The 17,934-nt window shown below is 56.7% G+C and carries 14 protein-coding genes, 3 tRNA genes, 1 rRNA gene and 2 pseudogenes; 4 read left to right on the top strand and 16 right to left on the bottom strand.

Annotated features, from left to right (window positions below; translation table 11 throughout):
• Positions 1-11: 11 nt before the first annotated feature.
• From MUN79_RS08315 to rpmH, 13 genes and pseudogenes are all read right to left on the bottom strand, one after another.
• Positions 12-88, bottom strand: a tRNA-Ala gene (locus MUN79_RS08315).
• Between the two features lie 36 nt (positions 89-124).
• Positions 125-198 (bottom strand) — tRNA-Ile (locus MUN79_RS08310).
• Between the two features lie 120 nt (positions 199-318).
• Positions 319-1,832: ribosomal RNA gene (locus MUN79_RS08305) — 16S ribosomal RNA — on the bottom strand.
• Between the two features lie 704 nt (positions 1,833-2,536).
• On the bottom strand, positions 2,537-3,424 hold the full coding sequence (locus tag MUN79_RS08300) for a serine hydrolase (RefSeq protein ID WP_244677243.1): 888 nt from the start codon (positions 3,422-3,424) through the stop codon (positions 2,537-2,539).
• Positions 3,367-3,840: a hypothetical protein gene (locus MUN79_RS08295; RefSeq protein WP_244677242.1), complete on the bottom strand. Its 474-nt coding sequence runs from the start codon at positions 3,838-3,840 to the stop codon at positions 3,367-3,369. Before MUN79_RS08295 ends, MUN79_RS08300 begins: the two co-directional genes overlap by 58 nt.
• Before the next feature lie 103 nt (positions 3,841-3,943).
• Entirely contained in the window at positions 3,944-5,236 is a 1,293-nt protein-coding gene (locus tag MUN79_RS08290) for a hypothetical protein (protein WP_244677241.1), read from the bottom strand.
• Positions 5,237-5,317: 81 nt separating this feature from the next.
• Complete coding sequence (locus MUN79_RS08285) at positions 5,318-6,634, bottom strand: APC family permease (RefSeq protein ID WP_244677240.1); 1,317 nt, start codon at positions 6,632-6,634, stop codon at positions 5,318-5,320.
• Between the two features lie 128 nt (positions 6,635-6,762).
• Positions 6,763-7,278 (bottom strand): DUF2480 family protein, encoded by a 516-nt coding sequence (locus MUN79_RS08280; protein ID WP_244677239.1) that lies wholly within the window; start codon positions 7,276-7,278, stop codon positions 6,763-6,765.
• Between the two features lie 87 nt (positions 7,279-7,365).
• The gene (gene tsaB / locus MUN79_RS08275; protein WP_244677238.1) at positions 7,366-8,058 is read right to left on the bottom strand and encodes a tRNA (adenosine(37)-N6)-threonylcarbamoyltransferase complex dimerization subunit type 1 TsaB; all 693 of its coding nucleotides are present in this window, start codon (positions 8,056-8,058) and stop codon (positions 7,366-7,368) included.
• A gap of 47 nt (positions 8,059-8,105) precedes the next feature.
• Positions 8,106-8,636 carry a hypothetical protein gene (locus MUN79_RS08270; RefSeq protein ID WP_244677237.1) on the bottom strand — a complete coding sequence of 177 codons (531 nt, stop codon included), beginning with the start codon at positions 8,634-8,636 and terminating at the stop codon, positions 8,106-8,108.
• Positions 8,637-8,709: 73 nt separating this feature from the next.
• Positions 8,710-10,416 (bottom strand): S41 family peptidase, encoded by a 1,707-nt coding sequence (locus tag MUN79_RS08265; RefSeq protein ID WP_244677236.1) that lies wholly within the window; start codon positions 10,414-10,416, stop codon positions 8,710-8,712.
• A 28-nt stretch (positions 10,417-10,444) separates the two neighbouring features.
• Positions 10,445-10,825: pseudogene (locus MUN79_RS08260) on the bottom strand (ribonuclease P protein component); the annotation flags it as partial.
• A gap of 75 nt (positions 10,826-10,900) precedes the next feature.
• Positions 10,901-11,059, bottom strand: a complete 159-nt coding sequence (gene rpmH, locus MUN79_RS08255; protein ID WP_129919558.1) for a 50S ribosomal protein L34 — start codon at positions 11,057-11,059, stop codon at positions 10,901-10,903.
• Between the two features lie 229 nt (positions 11,060-11,288).
• On the opposite strand from rpmH, the gene MUN79_RS08250 reads away from it, so the two are divergent.
• From MUN79_RS08250 to MUN79_RS08240, 3 genes are all read left to right on the top strand, one after another.
• Positions 11,289-13,022: a M61 family metallopeptidase gene (locus MUN79_RS08250; protein ID WP_244677234.1), complete on the top strand. Its 1,734-nt coding sequence runs from the start codon at positions 11,289-11,291 to the stop codon at positions 13,020-13,022.
• A gap of 75 nt (positions 13,023-13,097) precedes the next feature.
• Positions 13,098-13,859 (top strand): hypothetical protein, encoded by a 762-nt coding sequence (locus tag MUN79_RS08245; RefSeq protein ID WP_244677233.1) that lies wholly within the window; start codon positions 13,098-13,100, stop codon positions 13,857-13,859.
• A 41-nt stretch (positions 13,860-13,900) separates the two neighbouring features.
• Positions 13,901-14,725, top strand: a complete 825-nt coding sequence (locus MUN79_RS08240; RefSeq protein WP_244677232.1) for a hypothetical protein — start codon at positions 13,901-13,903, stop codon at positions 14,723-14,725.
• Between the two features lie 61 nt (positions 14,726-14,786).
• On the opposite strand, the gene MUN79_RS08235 is transcribed toward MUN79_RS08240, so the two are convergent.
• The 3 genes and pseudogenes from MUN79_RS08235 to MUN79_RS08225 all read right to left on the bottom strand — a co-directional run bounded on the left by MUN79_RS08235 (position 14,787) and on the right by MUN79_RS08225 (position 16,337).
• A complete protein-coding gene (locus MUN79_RS08235) occupies positions 14,787-15,083 on the bottom strand; it encodes a hypothetical protein (protein WP_244677231.1) in 297 nt (98 codons plus the stop codon).
• Between the two features lie 144 nt (positions 15,084-15,227).
• Positions 15,228-16,162: pseudogene (locus MUN79_RS08230) on the bottom strand (PfkB family carbohydrate kinase).
• Between the two features lie 101 nt (positions 16,163-16,263).
• Positions 16,264-16,337, bottom strand: a tRNA-His gene (locus MUN79_RS08225).
• Between the two features lie 165 nt (positions 16,338-16,502).
• Between MUN79_RS08225 and MUN79_RS08220 the strand changes: the two genes are divergently transcribed.
• A complete protein-coding gene (locus MUN79_RS08220; RefSeq protein WP_244677230.1) occupies positions 16,503-17,918 on the top strand; it encodes a DEAD/DEAH box helicase in 1,416 nt (471 codons plus the stop codon).
• The last annotated feature ends 16 nt before the right edge of the window (positions 17,919-17,934 follow it).

The raw sequence follows: 17,934 nt of genomic DNA, 5'->3' as shown, positions 1-17,934 counted from the left end.
TTACACCTTAATGGTGGAGAATAACGGATTCGAACCGTTGACCCCCTGCGTGCAAGGCAGGTGCTCTAGCCAGCTGAGCTAATCCCCCGTTTCGTGTCCAATTGGCAATCCCAACTGTTGACTGTGGGCCTGCCTGGACTCGAACCAGGGACCTCTACATTATCAGTGTAGCGCTCTAACCACCTGAGCTACAAGCCCGGTTCCTAACCTGAAAACAGATTAGCTCCGATAAAAACGTTGAATAGTGGAAATGACTAATAGGTAATCATTGAAGTCGAGCAACAAAGGAGGACTCACTCACGAGTCGGACCGCTCCAGAAAGGAGGTGATCCAGCCGCACCTTCCGGTACGGCTACCTTGTTACGACTTAGCCCCAGTTACTTGTTCTACCCTAACTGGCTTCTGTGACGAGCACCAGCTTCAGGTCTACCAAACTTCCATGGCTTGACGGGCGGTGTGTACAAGGCCCGGGAACGTATTCACCGCGTCATTGCTGATACGCGATTACTAGTGATTCCAGCTTCACGGAGTCGAGTTGCAGACTCCGATCCGAACTGAGAACGGCTTTGTGAGATTGGCATCACATCACTGTGTAGCGACCCTCTGTACCGTCCATTGTAGCACGTGTGTAGCCCTAGGCGTAAGGGCCATGATGACCTGACGTCGTCCCCGCCTTCCTCACTGCTTGCGCAGGCAGTCCTATTAGAGTCCCCGGCATAATCCGCTGGCAACTAACAGTAGGGGTTGCGCTCGTTGCGGGACTTAACCCAACACCTCACGGCACGAGCTGACGACGGCCATGCAGCACCTTGCTTTGTGTCCCGAAGGAAAGGCTCATCTCTGAGCCGGTCACGCGCATTCTAGCCTAGGTAAGGTTCCTCGCGTATCATCGAATTAAACCACATGCTCCACCACTTGTGCGGGCCCCCGTCAATTCCTTTGAGTTTCACTCTTGCGAGCGTACTCCCCAGGTGGGATACTTAACGCTTTCGCTAAGTCACTAACTGTGTATCGCTAGCAACGAGTATCCATCGTTTACGGCGTGGACTACCAGGGTATCTAATCCTGTTCGCTCCCCACGCTTTCGTGCCTCAGTGTCAGTACCAGCCTAGTCAGCTGCCTACGCAATCGGGGTTCTGGATGGTATCTATGCATTTCACCGCTACACCATCCATTCCGCCAACCTCGTCTGGACTCAAGCCCGTCAGTATCCAGGGCAGTTCCACTGTTGAGCAGTGGGCTTTCACCCCGGACTTAACGGGCCACCTACGCACCCTTTAAACCCAATAAATCCGGACAACGCTTGCACCCTCCGTATTACCGCGGCTGCTGGCACGGAGTTAGCCGGTGCTTATTCCTCAGGTACCGTCAGTTTACCACGCATGGTCTTTTTCTTCCCTGAGAAAAGCCGTTTACAACCCAGAAGGCCTTCATCCGGCACGCGGCATGGCTGGGTCAGACTCTCGTCCATTGCCCAATATTCCCTACTGCTGCCTCCCGTAGGAGTCTGGCCCGTATCTCAGTGCCAGTGTGGGGATCACCCTCTCAGGTCCCCTAGCCATCGTCGCCTTGGTGGGCCGTTACCCCGCCAACTAGCTAATGGCACGCAACCCCATCTACATCCAATAAATCTTTACCAGTAAAGCGATGCCGCTTCAGTGGGTTATGCGGTATTAATCCGCCTTTCGGCGGGCTATCCCCCAGATGTAGGTAGGTTGGTTACGCGTTACGCACCCGTGCGCCACTCAAGGTATTGCTACCCTGCGTTCGACTTGCATGTATTAGGCCTGCCGCTAGCGTTCATCCTGAGCCAGGATCAAACTCTCCATTGTATAAATTCCTACACTTACTCGAAAGTAAGCTGATGTCGAGTGCTGATCCGACTCGTATAACGAGTAAGTCTCGTTTCGTTGTCGCTTGTTTTGCTCTTCCCTGTTACCAGAGAAAAGTCTTACCTATTTGTCATTTCCAACTATTCAAAGAACGTGTGTTACAACCTGTTGTCGTAACCGTGTACTGGCTAAACCAGCGTCTTTTCTTCTTACTGTGCCGAGCGTCGTTCCGTTCGGGGTTGCAAAGGTAAGAAGCTTTTTCGTTTCGGCAAGCACTCGTGAAAGTTTTTTTTTCAGCGAAGTAGCTCGTTTTCGTTTCTCATTCCCCTCTTCCTCTTGAAGCGGGTTGCAAAGGTAACAACCTTTTGTTTTACTTTCCAAACAAACTCGAAAACTTTTTTCTTCGTGGTTCGTAGCCCGCTTCCGTTCGATTTGGGAGTGCAAAGGTAAGAACCTTGTTTGCTACTTTCCAACTCCAAGCAAAAACTTTTTTTTCGAAGACTTGTTTCGTGTGTCTGTGTCCCTCTTCCGTTCGATTCGGGAGTGCAAAAGTGCAGCATTCTGCTTTTACTTCCAAACCCGAACCGCAACTTTTTCGTTGAAGGCCGGCGCCATTAAGTAAGCGCGTTTGGTTAGTAGGCTGTGGCGTAACCTTTTGCAGCACGTAGTTAGTTCACGATAAAGCTGTTTTTTTTGCTTACTGGCTATTCACCGCTACTGCTTGGGAACAGGGACTCTAGCTGAGGCGTGTTGCTACGAGGCCTATTTGCCTCATACTGGTAGACTCTTCGTCCTAATTGCTGAAGGAATGGCAGTCCGATAGAAGCATACTCGTAGGTTCCGTCGTTGAGGATGCCGTCCTCGTTTACATAGACAACTGCACTCAGCATGAACTCAGAGCGGTGAGTGGAGTCGGCAAAGTAAGCTACATCGGCTAAGTAGCCGTGCGACATGCCTACGATGTTATATATATGGAGGCCGGGCTGGGCAGCAACGTCAGGGTTGCGTCCATAGTAGAGGTACTTCTTATAGGCATCGTAAAAACGACTCGACTTGTAGAATGTGAACTTGGAGGCATGGGGAGTATAGCGTAAGTATTGCTGCAGAAAGGCATAATCCTCCTTCGCCAGGTTGAATTGCTGCTTAGCTGGAACGCTCGAGGGAAAGAGCACGGCCTTCAGAATGTCTGTTATTGTCTGAAGAGGCAGGTAATTGGCCGTGGTAAAATCGTAAGGCTCCCGGATGATGCGGCCTCCAGCCTGGTAGCCACGCCCCTTGGTAATGCGCCCCAGCGGAAAGTCTAAGGGGCGCGAGTTGACAGCGGGGGGCTGCTGATAAATAGGCTGCCCCTGTTGGTTATAGAACGTAAATGGGTTGGTATGCCGGTTGGCAGCTGTGTCGCAGGGGGCAAAACGGCGTACAATACGGGTTTCGGGGTAACCCAAGCTCCAGAGCCGCTCGTTGAGCGGGCGTTGCCCGAGAAACTCGTACAGCCTATTGTAGGCACCATTGTCGCTAACCAATAGCATGCGCTTCACATAATTGCCGACGGTGTTGAGTTGGTCGGAATCAGGGGAGGTGACGTAGGGCACCGGGTTTGGCAGCGGAAAGCCGTACCGATGGACAAGGGACTATTGCGGGTGAGACCAGGCTGGTGCAGCTGGTTAAGCTTTTCCAGGGCCAAGGCAGCAACCGGGAGCTTGACTAAGCTGGCAGGGTTGAAATACTGGCGTTCATTGAGGCGGAAATTATGCTGAACGAAATGGGGCCGGTTCTGAGCGTCGCGGTTTATCTGAGTATAAATTATCTGAACTTCATAGGCAGCAGCCCGCTTGATAACCGGGGCCAACTTGGGGTCGGAGCGCAGCAGGCTATCCAGCAGGGGGCTGTCGGCGGAGGATGGCAGGCGAGCGGGCTGGAATTTGGAAGCAGCGCGCAGCCACGGGAGCAGTGCCAGGCTCAGGAGAAGCAGCAGGCCAAGACGGGGCGCGCAGAATAAGTTGGTCATCTCCTATGTATATAGAACGGTCAGGAAATTTCTTGGAAGGCTACAAACAAAAACGGGGCCCCAACAGCATGGTTGGAACCCCGGGCTTTCTTTTAAGTTGGAATTAGCTGGCTGGAGCAGTGCGCCGCTTGGCCAGAAGCAGGTTAGAATCGTTTTGGCGCCAGTTGTAGCCGGTACCAAAAGGGAGGGGACGGGGCTTGTGCACCGAATCGGCGTAGGCCCGGGTGAGGGCCGGCTGGTACTGCTTGGCAAAAAGGCTGATAGGCCGCTTGTAGGTGCCATAGTAAGTAAACTTCCAGTCGGCGGGCCGGAAATACTTCATGGCAATACCGGAGTCGTCCTGCAAAACATAGTTGCTGCGCTCCAGAATAACGTTGCGCACTTTGGAGAAGTAGCTTTTGTGCATGAGGTAGGTAGCCGACTTCACGTAGGTGGTAAATGGGCCGAGGCTGCGAACGTACTTCAGTGCAGCTTCTTTGGTAACGCCCAGCTTCCAGTCGCTGAGGTCAGCAGAGAGGTACACTACCGTTTTCTCAATTCCGTCTTTGCTGCGCAGCTTCATTTCTACCCCGGGCACCACATTGAGTCCCGGTTTCTGGGCCGATGCCGAATCGGCTTCGGTAAGCTGGCCTTCGGGTGAAAGGACCACGTAGCGCAAAGCCTCTACTTGGTGGTCGGTGCGGGCGGCAAACAGCAGCAGCAACGGAACTACCCCGCCAATATTCACGCGCTGGTTGGTTTTGGCGGCCGTTTTCAGGATAGAATTAGCCTTGCGCAGCGCATTGCTGTCTGGTTTTTTGGTGTTCAGCTCCACGGCCATATCATTGGTGCGGAAAAAGCTGAAGTTGAGTACCGACCACAAAGAGGCTTTCAAAGCCGGATACAGCTTAGGATTAGCCAATGTACCAGCATCAGGGACCGTCCCAATTGGCTCTAGGCCCATCAGCACGTAAGTCTGACTGGTGGGAAACATCGTCACGACGTTGAGAAAGTCGGGGCCGCTGAAGGGGTAAAAGACGGTGGCGCTGGCGGCACGCACCGAATCCAACTCGCTAGCAGCCCACTGCTGAATCTTGCTGGTGCGGGTCTGATGGTATTTCTCCCAGCTTTTATCGGCGTCGGCAGCGTAGTATTGCCAGGCGGGCGTCGAGGTCAAGTACCGTAGCTCACTCTGGTGGCTTACCCGACTGCCAGCCATATAGGCGGCCACATCCTGCAGCTTGGTCGTGTCGCGGGCGGGAGCCGGGGCAGGCTGCGGAGTGGCGGCCGTGTCGGGCTGGGCAGGCGAAGGTGCGGTTACGGGAGCCGACGTTTCAGCGGCGGGCTTTTTTGGTTCGGAGCAGGCGGCCAGCAGCAGAAAAAGGGCCGGCAGCACCCGGACGAAGGATAAACGCATGGGAAAACGAGAAAGCGGGAGCAAGAAATATATGACAAGGCAAATGTATGGGGTTCGGCAATAGCAGCCGAGCTTGGTGCCTTAGACTTTGCGCTGCCGCAGTCCCACAAAATACACCAAGCCACCTACAGCCAATGTCGCCAGGCCGTAGCGTGACTCCAGCGGCTTGTCGCGCAGAATGAAAACGAGCGTCCAGCCGCTGAGCGCCAGAAACACCAGCGGCGTCAATGGATACCCCCAGGCGCGGTATGGGCGGGACAACTCGGGGCGGCGCACACGCAGCACAAATAGGCCCAGTACCGTCAGGAAAGTAAACAGGCTTAGGATAAAGCCTGCGTACAGCAAAACCTGCTCAAAGGTCGAGGTCAGAATAAAAATCAAAGTCAGGGCGGTTTGCAGCAGCAGGGCCCGCACCGGAATGCCATTTTTGCTGACCACAGCCAAACCGCGCAAGGCGGGCAGGTCCTCCCCCATCACCTGAATAATGCGGGGTCCGGCAAAAATCATGGAGCTGACGGTGGACACGAGCAGCACGGCAATAACGGCCCCCATCAACCGGCCTACCCCGGCTCCAAAGATTTCACTGGCCGCCACGTAGCCTACTTCGAGCTGCCCGGCGAGCTTGGGCATGGGCGTTCCGTTAAGGAAAACAAAGTTGAGGCCCACATATAAAAAGAGCACCACGGCGGTACCGGCAAGCAAAATGCGGGGCAGATTCCGCTGCGGGTTGGCCACTTCCCCGGTCAGGTACACGGCAGCATTCCAGCCCGAGTAGGCGTACGACACATAAATAAGCGAAATGGCAAACGCCGGGCTCAGCAGCTGCTGCCAGTCCAGGTTGCCTTGGGGCAGAAACGCAAGGGGTTGGGGAGTGGCCACCGCCCAGCCGGCCCCGATGAAGATAACCAGCACGCCGACCTTTATGGCCGTAACCACAACCTGCAGACGACTACCGGCCCGGCTGCTGGCCCCGTGCACGGCCGTAAGCAAAAGCACCACCAGGATGGATAGCCACTGAGGCGACACGGCCGGCCATACGCTGGCAGCATATTTACCCAGGGCCATGGCAGCTAAAGCCGTGGGCGCCGCAAAGCCGACCGTGGCCGACACCCAACCGGAAAGAAACCCCAGTACCGGATGGTAAATCTGGGACAGGTAATGGTACTCGCCGCCGGAGCGGGGCATAGCTGCGGCCAGTTCGCCGTAGCACAAGGCTCCGCACAGGGCAATCAGGCCGCCGACCATCCAGAGCATGAGCAGGGCAAATCCACTTTGAATGCCCAGCACCTGAAATCCCAGACTGGTAAAAACTCCGGTGCCGACCATGTTGGCAATAACAATGGCAGTGCCGGTCAGGAAGCTAATTTTGTACGGTTGACTAGTGGTTTGCTCAGGCATGCAAATGGCGAATGGGTAGCCAAAGATGCATAATCCGGACGCTTTCAACTCCTCGCCAGTACCCCCAGGACGCAAAGAAGCCGGCAGCGGGGGCTGCCGGGCTTCTTTTTGGGAGACTAAGCCTTGGGCTAAGCCTGCACTTTGGGGCGCTTGTAGAGGGGCACGGTGCTGCACGGCTCCCCGTACATAATGCTGGACGCCACGGGCAGCAGTTTCTGCATAATGGCCACGTAGGCGTAGGTCGGTACGGGAATATTGCCGCAGCCTTTAATAACCAGCTTGGCGTCGCGGAAATCCTCGGGGTTGATGCCGGCAATGGCCTCGTGGAAAAGCTCCTGCTCCAGAGCTTCCAGGTTGCCGAACACGTAGCGGTGGGCGTGGTGCTGGAGCTTGGAGGCCAGCAGCATGTAGGCCCAGGTGGGCACAATGGCGTCGGCCGAGCAGATGATGGCCACGTTCTTACCGTCGTACTGGCTCCAGTCGTGGGTTTTGATGAATTCCCGGAAATCCTTTTCGCGCAGCATCAGGCCGTGAAAGAGGTTTTCCTTGATGTCATACACGACCCGCTCCCCAGGATGAATAAACTCCTCCAGGTTGAGCGTGGTCAGGGCGCTTTGCGCAACGCGGTTGACGAAATCTTCCATGTTTATATATGTAAGAGCTCAGAAATAAGAGCGTAGACAGCTTTTTAAGATGGCGAAGTCTAGTAGCTCTACGTTCTGCTTCAGAATCTAAGCTCTAGCCTTGGGCGTGGTGGTGTGTACTTCCTTTAAATAAAACGGCTCGTAGTAGGCCACGTCCCGAAAATCCTGCCGCTGGAAAGCCTGATAAGCCAACGTTCCGACGGCAATGGCCGACGGCTCGATAGCAGTCAGGAAACCCGCGTGGGGCGTATTCAGAAGCGGGGCGAATTTGGCGGCACCGTTACCAAAGAATAACAAGCGGTGGTGGGCTAATTGTTCGGCCAATGTTTCAGAATCCAGAATAAGCGGGGCCGGCGCCAGCACCTCCTGCCCTTCGTGGGTATAGAGGGCACTGTAAACTTCCATCCGGCGGGCGTCGAGCATGGGGCAAAACAGCACGTCTTCGGCCGGCGGTGTAAAGGCGGCTACTTGCTGGGCCAGGGCCTGCAGCGTACTCACGGCAATGAGGGGAATATCCAGGGCATAGCATAGGCCCTTGGCCGCGGCCGCCCCAATGCGCAACCCGGTGTAGGAACCCGGCCCGTCGGACACGGCCACGGCCGACAGATTCTGTAAGGTCGAGTTGGTATTATCCAGCAGCTGCTGAATCAGCAAGCTCAGGTGCGAGGAGTGCGACTTTTCCAGCCGCAACTCCGATTGACCCAGCAGCTGCCCGTCGCGGTGAAGGGCTACGGAGCAGACTGGAGAAGATGTTTCCAGGGAAAGAATGAGCGTGGACATAAGACAAAGGTACAGCCGGAACGCGGAAGCAGGTATTTTCTGCCGGTTCAGGCTATTTTCTCCACACTTGGCAAACCAGCCTGCCTATCCTGCCAAACTTTGTTGAGCCGCGGCTGCAACACCCAGAGACCAACCGGCCAGAATAAGAACAGCAGCAATGTGCCGAAATATGAGCCAAATTCCGGTTCGCGCTGCTTCTCAATAGCAACCAAGCTCACTGCTAAAAACCAAGGGCCATGCAGCTGTGCGAAGATTATATAAAGCAGTGCTACTGCTGGTAAACCAGCCGCTTGGAAACTACGCTCATCGGTTAAGATGATAACGGCAGCCCGGGCTACAACTCCTACGGCCACATCGATGAGAAACCAGGTCAGATTATACTCAGCCTTTCGGGGCAAAAAAGGGAAAAGCGAATTACCTATCAAGGCAAGCCAAGCGGAAAAAATACAATACCCTATTGCACTTAATGTGGCCGAGGCCAACGTGGAATCTTCGATGGTCAGGTTTCCTACCAGCATTAAGAGCATAGTACCCAAAAACACCTGCCAGTGCTTGACCCGAAGCGTAAAATCACCCATTTGAATACGTATTTAAAAATAAAAGCAGCCCCAAGATGAGGCTGCTTTTTCATGCTTTACAATTCATGAAGCTTTACTTCCCTCCTGCCGTCTTGCGGTTGGCTTCGGGCCGGGTCTTGGCCTCCGGCGTGCCGGGCTTGAGCAGGGCAGCGTAGCGCGGGGCATCGTTGATGACCTGCATGGCGGTGAGAATATTCGGGTCGTCGTCGAAGCTGGCCTCGATGCTGCCTTTCTGGAAGTAGTAGCGCGACACGATTTCCTGCTCCAGTAGCTCCCGGATTTCGGGCTTAAAGCGGGTCAGGTCATTGCTCTTATTGGTCGACACCTTCTTGCGAATGGCTTCGATTTCGGCTTTCACGTCGTCGAAGTGCTTTTCCTCCTTGGCTTTTTTCACCAGGTCAGTCAGGCTCTTTTCCACGTCGGTGCTGTAGTTGATGTCCTTACCGTTGAGGTACTGCACAAACTTCTGGTAGTCGGCATCCGAAAGCTGAAACTCCCGGGCTGAGGCAATGGTCGGGTGTTCGGCCCGGTAGCGGGTGGCGAAGTCGAACAGGTAGTTTTTCTGCAGCAATACCCGGGTGATGTCAGCAATTTCCTTTTCCTGTACTTCCACGTCGGGCGCCACGCCGCCGCCGTCGTACACGATACGGCCGCTCTGGGTTTTGAAAGCCGTACGCAGCGAGTCCGGAAACTTGCCCAGCGTCCCGTCGTCGGCGCGGTGGGCATAGTCGATTTCCTGAATACAGCGGCCGCTAGGAATGTAGTATTTGGCCGTCGTCACTTTCAGCTGGGAGTTGTAGCTCAGCGGCCGGGTAGCCTGCACCAGGCCCTTGCCGAAAGTCCGCTCCCCAACCACCACGGCCCGGTCGTAGTCCTGCAGTACGCCCGACACGATTTCGGAGGCCGAGGCCGAACGGCTGCTGGTGATAATGACCACCGGAATCTGGGTATCGAGCGGAGCGTCGAGGGCCTTGTAGGTTTTATTCCACTCCGTGACTTTACCCTTGGTGCTCACCACATCGGTGCCTTTATCGACGAAGACGTTGGAGATGTTTACTGCTTCGTTGAGCAAGCCGCCGGGGTTGTCACGAATATCGAACACGATTTTCTTGGCGCCCATTTCCTTGAGCTTGCCCACGGCCATGCGCACTTCCTTGCCGGCATCCACGGTGAAGCTGCCGAGCTGGAAATATCCCACGTCGCCCGACAACATGCCGTAGTACGGTACATTGTCAACCTGAATTTTGTCGCGGGTAATGTTGAGCTCCATCGGCTTTTCCTGCCCGTAGCGGGTCACTTCCAGCTTCACGGTCGAGTTGGCCTGCCCCTTGAGCAGCTTGCTGATGTCGGAGTTGTTTTTCTTCTCCACGTTCACCCCGTTGATGCTCAAAATCTCATCACCGGGCAGCAAACCAGCTTTTTGGGCCGGGTAGCCTTCGTAGGCGCTCTGTACAATGGTTTTACCGCCGCGCTTCACCACTACCGCCCCAATGCCACCGTACTGCCCGGTAGTCATGGTGCGAAAGTCCTCAATATCGTCCTCGGGAATGTAGTTGGTGTACGGGTCCAGGGATTTGAGCATGGCGTCAATCCCGGTCTTGACCAGCTTGGCGGGCGTCACCTCGTCCACGTAAAACGTGTTTACCTCCTTAAATAGGGTCGCGAAAATGTCCAGGTTCTTGGCAATTTCGAAGTACCGCTCATTATCTGAGGCGGTCCGGAAGGAGGCGAGCAGCGCGGCGCCGCCGAGAAGCAAGCCAGTAACGGTAGTTTTACGCATATAAATGGCTAGAAGCGAGAAAAGTAGCTTACAAGACAGACCCAGCCGCAGGCGCGGGGGTTGCATCGGCTAACAAACGCTCTAGCCCTGAAATTAATTTTTTTTCTACCAGCGCGAAAGGCTTTTTTTCCTTGCCCGTGTAGATAATAGCCATCGTACCCACCGGATGCCCACCGGGAGCTTCCAACAGCCGGTACTTATTGAGCCGGTAAGCTTCGCGCATCAGGCGCTTGAGGTAGTTGCGGTCGACGGCGCGCTTGAAGCTGCGCTTGGACACACTGACGAGCACCTGCGGCGGGGCCGAGGTAGGCGCCGGGGCCGGCAGCCACACAATGCGCAGGGGGTATAAACCAAAAGAAGAACCCCGGCCGAAAAGCTCCTCAATGAGCTTTTTCCGGCACAAGTGTTCTTCTTTCGGAAACGAATATGAACGCGCCCCGGCATCTGAGCCGAGAAAGGCGACACGGCGGGCGCCGTCAGCGGGTTAGCGCTTATGTTTTCCTTCGTCAGATACGGTCAGGCGCTTACGGCCTTTGGCACGACGACGGGCCAGCACGCTGCGGCCATTAGCGGATTCCATACGTGAACGGAAGCCGTGCTTGTTGCGGCGCTTGCGCTGCGAGGGCTGAAAAGTACGTTTCATGATATTGTAAGAGACTCAGTGACAGGTATGGCCGGCAAAGGTAAGACCTTGATTTGGAAAAGGCAATGCCTTGGGCAGCTTTTTACGGTTAATTCGCAAAAAGTCAGTGCCGGACAAGGCAAAGATAGGCATCTACCCGCTGTCTTTTGTTGCGTAGAACAGATAATATAAAGCGCAGTGGTTCCCGCGCGATACCCGTAGCTTTGCACCTGTTTCCGTACTGCTTTCCATGATTCACTACTACGTCTCGTTCGAGAATCCGCTTACCTTTTACCTGCAGGTGCAAATGACCCTGGAAGTGGCCGCTACGGCCACTGGGCCCCTGGAGCTGCAGTTGCCGGCTTGGCGGCCGGGTCGCTACGAGCTGCAGAACTTTGCCCAGAAAGTGCAGGCCGTAGTAGTGGAAGACGCCGCCACCAACGAGTCCTTACCTTACCGCAAGCTTACCAAAGACCGGTGGCAGGTAACGGGCGCCGCGGGCCGCACCGTACGGGTACGCTACAGCTTCTACGCTCACCAGATGGATGCGGGCGGCTCCTGGCTCGACGAGTCGCAGCTGTACCTCAATGGGGTGCAATGCTTTATGTACGCCGAAGGTCGGCAGGCCGAAACCTGCCAGCTGCAGCTAGCCTTGCCCGACGGATGGCAGATTGCCTGCGGCCTGCCCCAGAGTGCCCCCAACACGCTTCAGGCCAAGAATTTTGACGAGCTGGTAGACGCTCCGCTGATTGCCAGCCCCACGCTGGTGCAGCAGACCTACGCCGTGCAGGGTATTCCCTTTTCCATCTGGATACAGGGTGAGTGCACGCCCGACTGGCCCCGGCTGCTGCGCGACTTTGCGGCATTCTCGGAAGAACAACTGGCTTTGTTTGGCGGCTTTCCGGTGCAGGACTACCATTTCCTGAATCAGATTCTGCCCTACAAGCACTACCACGGCGTGGAGCACATGAACTCGACGGTGATTGTGCTAGGCCCCGCCGAGTTGCTCATGACCGAAGGACTGTACAAGGAGTTTCTGGGCGTGAGCTGCCACGAGCTGTTTCACACCTGGAACATCAAGAGCATCCGGCCGGCCGAAATGCAGCCGTACGACTTTACCCGGGAAAATTACTTCCGGACCTGTTTCATTGCCGAGGGCATCACAACCTATTACGGTGAGTATCTGCTGGCCCGCAGCAACGTGCGCACGGCCGAGCAGTACTTTGCCGAACTCAACACCGTACTGCGCAAGCACTACGACGACTACGGCCGCTTTAATTTATCATTGGCCGATGCCTCCATGGACCTGTGGCTGGATGGCTACAAGCCCGGCGTGCCCGACCGAAAGGTATCGGTATACCACAAGGGCGCACTGGTAGCCCTGCTGCTGGACCTCACGCTGCGCCGCCTGAGCAACCACCAGCGCAGCCTCGACGACGTGATGCGCCGGCTGTACGAGGAGTTTGGCCTCACCGGCGTCGGCTATACCGAGGACGACTACATCCGCATCGTGACGGAAGTAGCCGGGCGCGACATGAAGACGTACTTCGACAAGTTCATTTACGGCACGGCCCCGCTGGAAGAGCCGCTCGACAAGGCCTTAAGCTTTGTGGGCTGCACCCTGCACGCCGAGCCGAATGTATCGGTGGCGGAGGGCGTGTTTGGCTTCCGGGCAGTGGTCAAGAACGAGCGGACTGAGGTTACCGACATCCTGCCCGGTTCTCCGGCTGCTGCCGCTCTGACCGTGGACGACGAAATTGTGGCCGTAAACGGGCGGCGGGTGGATATGAACCTGCAAAGTTTACTGGCTAACAATGCAACCAGCTACGAAATCAGCGTGTTCCGGCAAAACCGGCTGCTGACCGTGACGCTGACGGGCAGCCCCGAGCAACAGTTCTGGCAGAAGTATTCAGTGGAAAAGCTGCCCACGGCTACGCCCGAGCAGCAGGCCAGCTTCCGCCAGTGGCTTAAGCAGGGTTTTTAAGCGCCGCGTTTTTACCATCAAGTTCATGTTACGGCTTCGGGCCCTGCTTTTACTGGTTTCTCCGCACTTTTTGCTGTGGAGCTGTTCTTTTCGTGGCCCTACCGAGCGAATGCAACCCAGTGTGCCTACCTCGGCCCCGGTAGTGCCCCTGCCCCGCCCACGCCGCCGCGCATCTACCGCCTGGGTCACCTCGACACCCTGGTGCAATTGCCTGGGCGCGTCCTGAGTATTCATCAGGGCTCCCGCAACGTGTACGAGAAGCTGCCCTACAAAACCTGGCTGCCGCCCGAGCCCGAAACCGAAGAGCAGGAAATCGACTTGGAAGCCGAAGAGCGGCAGCGCCTGCGTACGGCCGGCCCCACGGTAAAACGAGTAGGCAAAACCCTGATTCTCCGCCCCACGGCCACCAAGCAGCCATTGCGCTTGGTCAATAATCCGGTAGAAGACTACGATAAGAACGTCAGCTACGAATACGTAGGCAGCCTGCCCGAAATCAAGCAGTGGCTGCTCTCGGTCCACCTTTACGAAGGGGGCTACTTCCTGCTGATAGACCAGCGCACCGGCCGCCGCACCCGGATCTGGAGCCCGCCGGCGGTGGCTCCGGATGGCCGCCATTTCGTGTGCGGCAATTCCGACGTGCTGGCCCGTTACGAGCCCAGTGGCCTACAGGTATGGCACGTGGACGGCCCGAAGCTGGAAAAGCTCTGGGAGCGGCAAACGGAGTGGGGCGTCACCGGTCCGCGCTGGCTCGATAATAAAACTATTCTCTTCGAGCAGGACTTTTTCGACAACGGCGACGTGGATACCCGCGTGGTGCGCATGAAGGTGGTACCATAGCAGTAGGCTAAGTTCGGCCACCGAATTCCTATACTTGCCGCATGCTATTCCCTTCTATACGCCCCTACTGGGTGTTGGCACTCGTGCTGCTGAGCAGTTGTAGCCAAGACCAACCCGCGGCCACCACTGCCGAAGCTCCGCCCGCGGCAGCACCGACGCCAGCAGCCACCCCTCCCCCACCCGCACCCGCCGTGGGGCTAACCTCGGCCGATGTAGTCAAAGCCACCGGGCACGATACGCTGCGCATGAGGACAGGCCAGGTGGTAGCCGTGCAACCCGCCAACCTAGCCACCTGGCAACAGACTAAGCCCGATGCCCTGCCTGCCCCACCCGATTCGGTGGATTCGCCCACGATGGCGCAAACCGGTGGCCGGGTTCAACGCACGGGGCTAAACCTGACGTTCCGGGCAGCCAACGGCCGCACCGTGGTTATGCAGGATGACACGACTGATAGCGAGAATGCCGTGGCGTACCTGTACTGGGGCCAATTGCCTGCTGTCCATCAGTGGGTTGTCAACGTGGGACTATGGGAAGGCCGGTACGTGGTATTGATTGACCAACGGACCGGCAAGCGCACCGACGTCTGGGGCCGGCCCATTGCGTCGCCCGACGGCCGGTACATCCTGGCTAGCAACGCCGACCTGGCCGCTGCCTTCGACCCCAACGGCTTGCAGCTGTTGCAGCTCACGGCCAATGGCCCCAAGCTTATGTGGCAGCGCGAGCTTATCAACTGGGGCCCAACCGAGGCCCGCTGGCGGCCCGACGGCACCGTCGTGGTGCAGCAGGAGTTCGGGCCTACCGAGGCCGAGGCCGACTTACCACCCCGCTACGTAACGCTCCGGCTGCCGCTAGCGCCACAACCTTAAAAACAAACAGGCCCGGTCGACATGTCGACCGGGCCTGTTTTATTCGGTATAGACTCCAGACTTACTTAGAGTCGAACTGGCTTGGGTTAGGATTATGACGAGGCTTGTTGGCCTGCGTGGTCCGCTCCTCTTCACTGTCGCCACCGCCGGGCGCGTTGCTCCGGGTATGGTTGCCAGCTTGGTCGAGGCCGTTTTGGTTTACATTCTGTACTTGAGTACCTCCGCTCTTGGAATGAGCCCGGGTTTCGGGGTCCACGGGGGCAGGATTAGCTTCTACGTTCTCGGGGCCATTTGGCGTACCGGACCGCTTTTCTGATTTCTCGGAGTTGGTAGGCGCTTTATCTTGATGCTTGCTCATGGCAGTAAGGGCTTAGGTGAGAAGGTTCTTGCTGTATTGTACCCGCCCGGCTGAGAATTGGTTGTGCTGAAGAGGACATAAAAAAACCGGCCGGTCCATGACTGGACCGGCCGGTTCTGGCAGATAATGTCGATTTGGGTAAGCTTAGGCCGGCATGGCCGACGTAGCCGGAATTACTTCCACCAGGTCCGCAAACTGCTTCTCCCGGGCTTCGATATGCTCTTTGGTCAGGTTCAGCAGACGCTCCGTGCCGAACTTCTCTACGCAGAAAGAGGCCATGGCCGAGCCGTGAATTACGGCGCGCTTCATGTTGTCGAAGCTGATGTCGTCGGTGGCGGCCAGGTAGCCGATGAAGCCGCCCGCGAAGGTGTCGCCGGCGCCGGTGGGGTCAAATACTTCCTCCAGGGGCAGGGCCGGGGCAAAGAAGATTTTGTTTTTGTGGAACAGCAAAGCGCCGTGCTCCCCTTTCTTGATAATGAGGAACTTAGGCCCGAAGCCCATGATTTTCTTGGCGGCTTTCACCAGGGAATACTCCCCGCTGAGTTGCCGGGCTTCCTCGTCGTTGATGCTGAGCACGTCCACCATTTCGATGGTGGCCAGCAAGTCGTCCAGGGCCACGTCCATCCAGAAGTTCATCGTGTCCATCACGATAAGCTTGGGGCGGTTCACAAGGCGCTGAATCACGAGGCGCTGCACCGCGGGGCCAGGTTGCCCAGCATCAGGTACTTGCAATCCTGGTAGGAATCAGGGATGATGGGGTCGAAATCGGCCAGTACGTTGAGCTCCGTAGTCAGGGTCTCGCGCGAGTTCAAATCGGTGGAGTACTTACCCGACCAGAAAAAGGACTTCTCCCCTTCCTTGATTTGCAGGCCTTCCGTGTCAACGCCGTGCTCCTGCAGCAGCAGGATGTCGGATTGGGGAAAATCGTCGCCGACAACGGCAACCAGCTTCACGGGCTTCAGCGAATAAGAAGCCGAAAGACTGATGTAGGTGGCCGCGCCACCAATGATTTTGTCGGTTTTGCCAAAGGGCGTTTCCAGGGCGTCGAACGCTACAGAACCGATTACGACCAAACTCATAGTCAGGGGAATAAGTGGGTTTTCAGCGAAATGCTGTTGGGTGCACAACGGCACAAAGAACAAAAAAGTCCCCGGAAATTTCTCTCCGGGACTTCCGTGTGGGTAAATAATGGGGCTCGAACCCACGACCTTCGGAATCACAATCCGACGCTCTAACCAGCTGAGCTATATCTACCAGGTTGGTATTGCAGTCACAAAAGTAAAGGTTGCGCGGTGATTTGCAAATAAATATTGGCGTTTTTTTGTCTTCCTCTGCCTGCCAGTTAGTTATATAATGAGTTACAGGCCGTTTGCTGGCTATATTACCCGTACCTTTGCCCTCCCATTAGGAATTTTTGCCATGTCTGATACCCCGCAGCCGCTCACTTTTGCCGATTTCAAGCTCAATAAACAGCTTCTCAATGCCGTAGCGGAAGCCGGTTTTGAGCAGCCTACGCCCGTGCAGGAGCAAACTATTCCGCTGCTGCTGGCGGGCCACGACGTACTGGGCATTGCCCAGACCGGCACGGGCAAGACGGCTGCCTTCGGCCTGCCCCTGCTGATGAAGGTAAAATACGCCCAGGGTACGCACCCGCGCGGCCTGATTCTGGCTCCCACCCGGGAGCTGGCCATGCAGATTGAGACCCACCTGAAAAAGATGGCCGTCTACACCGACCTGCGGATTCTGGCCATCTACGGTGGCCTGGGGCCCAAAACCCAGATTGAAACCCTGGCCGCGGGCGTCGATATCCTGATTGCCACGCCCGGCCGCCTGATGGAGCTTTACCTGAAGGGCGCCGTAATATTTAAGGAGCTCAAGACCCTGGTGCTGGACGAGGCCGACAAGATGATGGATATGGGCTTTATGCCTCAGATTCGGGCTATTCTGGAAGTTATTCCGCGCAAGCGCCAGAACGCGCTATTTTCGGCCACCATGCCCGAGCGGGTGGTAAGGCTGAGCGAGGAGTTTCTGGAGTTTCCGATGCGGGTGGAAGTGACACCGGCCGCCACCTCGGCCCAGAACGTGTCGCAGACCATCTACCGGGTGCCCAACTTGCTGACCAAGATTAACCTCTTGGGCTACCTCTTCAAGGATGCCGAGACCTTTAACCGGGTCATGATTTTTTGCCGCACCAAGGAGCACGCCGACAACGTGGCGCACTTCCTGGGCCGCAAAGTGGCAGGCGAAGTACGAGCCATTCATGGCAACAAGGGCCAGAACGTGCGCATCAACTCCATGGAAGCTTTCCGCAACGGGGAGCTGCGCTTCCTGGTAGCCACCGACGTAGCGGCCCGCGGCATCGATGTGCCCCAGGTTAGCCACGTTATCAACTTCGACGTGCCGCTGGTGTACGACGACTACGTGCACCGCATTGGGCGCACGGGGCGGGCCCAGCACACGGGCGCAGCCATTACCTTCGCCAACGAGGCTGAAATGCACCACATCGGCCGCATCGAGGAGCTTATCAACCAACCCATTCCGGAGCTGCCCCTGCCGCCCGATGTGAAGGTGATGGACACCATGTTTGACGAAAAGCAGAGCATGGCCCGCGAAATTGACGACCGGCGCAAGAAGCTGGACCCCGAGTACCAGGGCGCATTTCACGATAAGGTGACGCCGCTGCAGAAGGGTATTGACAAGCGCACCGGCCTACCCTACGTGGAAGGCCCGAACCGCAGCCAGAAAGGCAAGAAAAAGCGGGCCTCACCGGGCCGCAGCCAGTCGCCGGCGGCCAAGGGCGCGGCTAAGCTGCGCAACGCCCGCCGCAGCCGCTAGCACTCGGCCCAGTAGC

Origin of the sequence: Hymenobacter cellulosilyticus (genome assembly GCF_022919215.1) — a bacterium.
GTDB classification, from domain to species: domain Bacteria; phylum Bacteroidota; class Bacteroidia; order Cytophagales; family Hymenobacteraceae; genus Hymenobacter; species Hymenobacter cellulosilyticus.
Note: the sequence above shows the minus strand (reverse complement) of the source record. Positions and strands in the feature narration are given on the sequence as shown.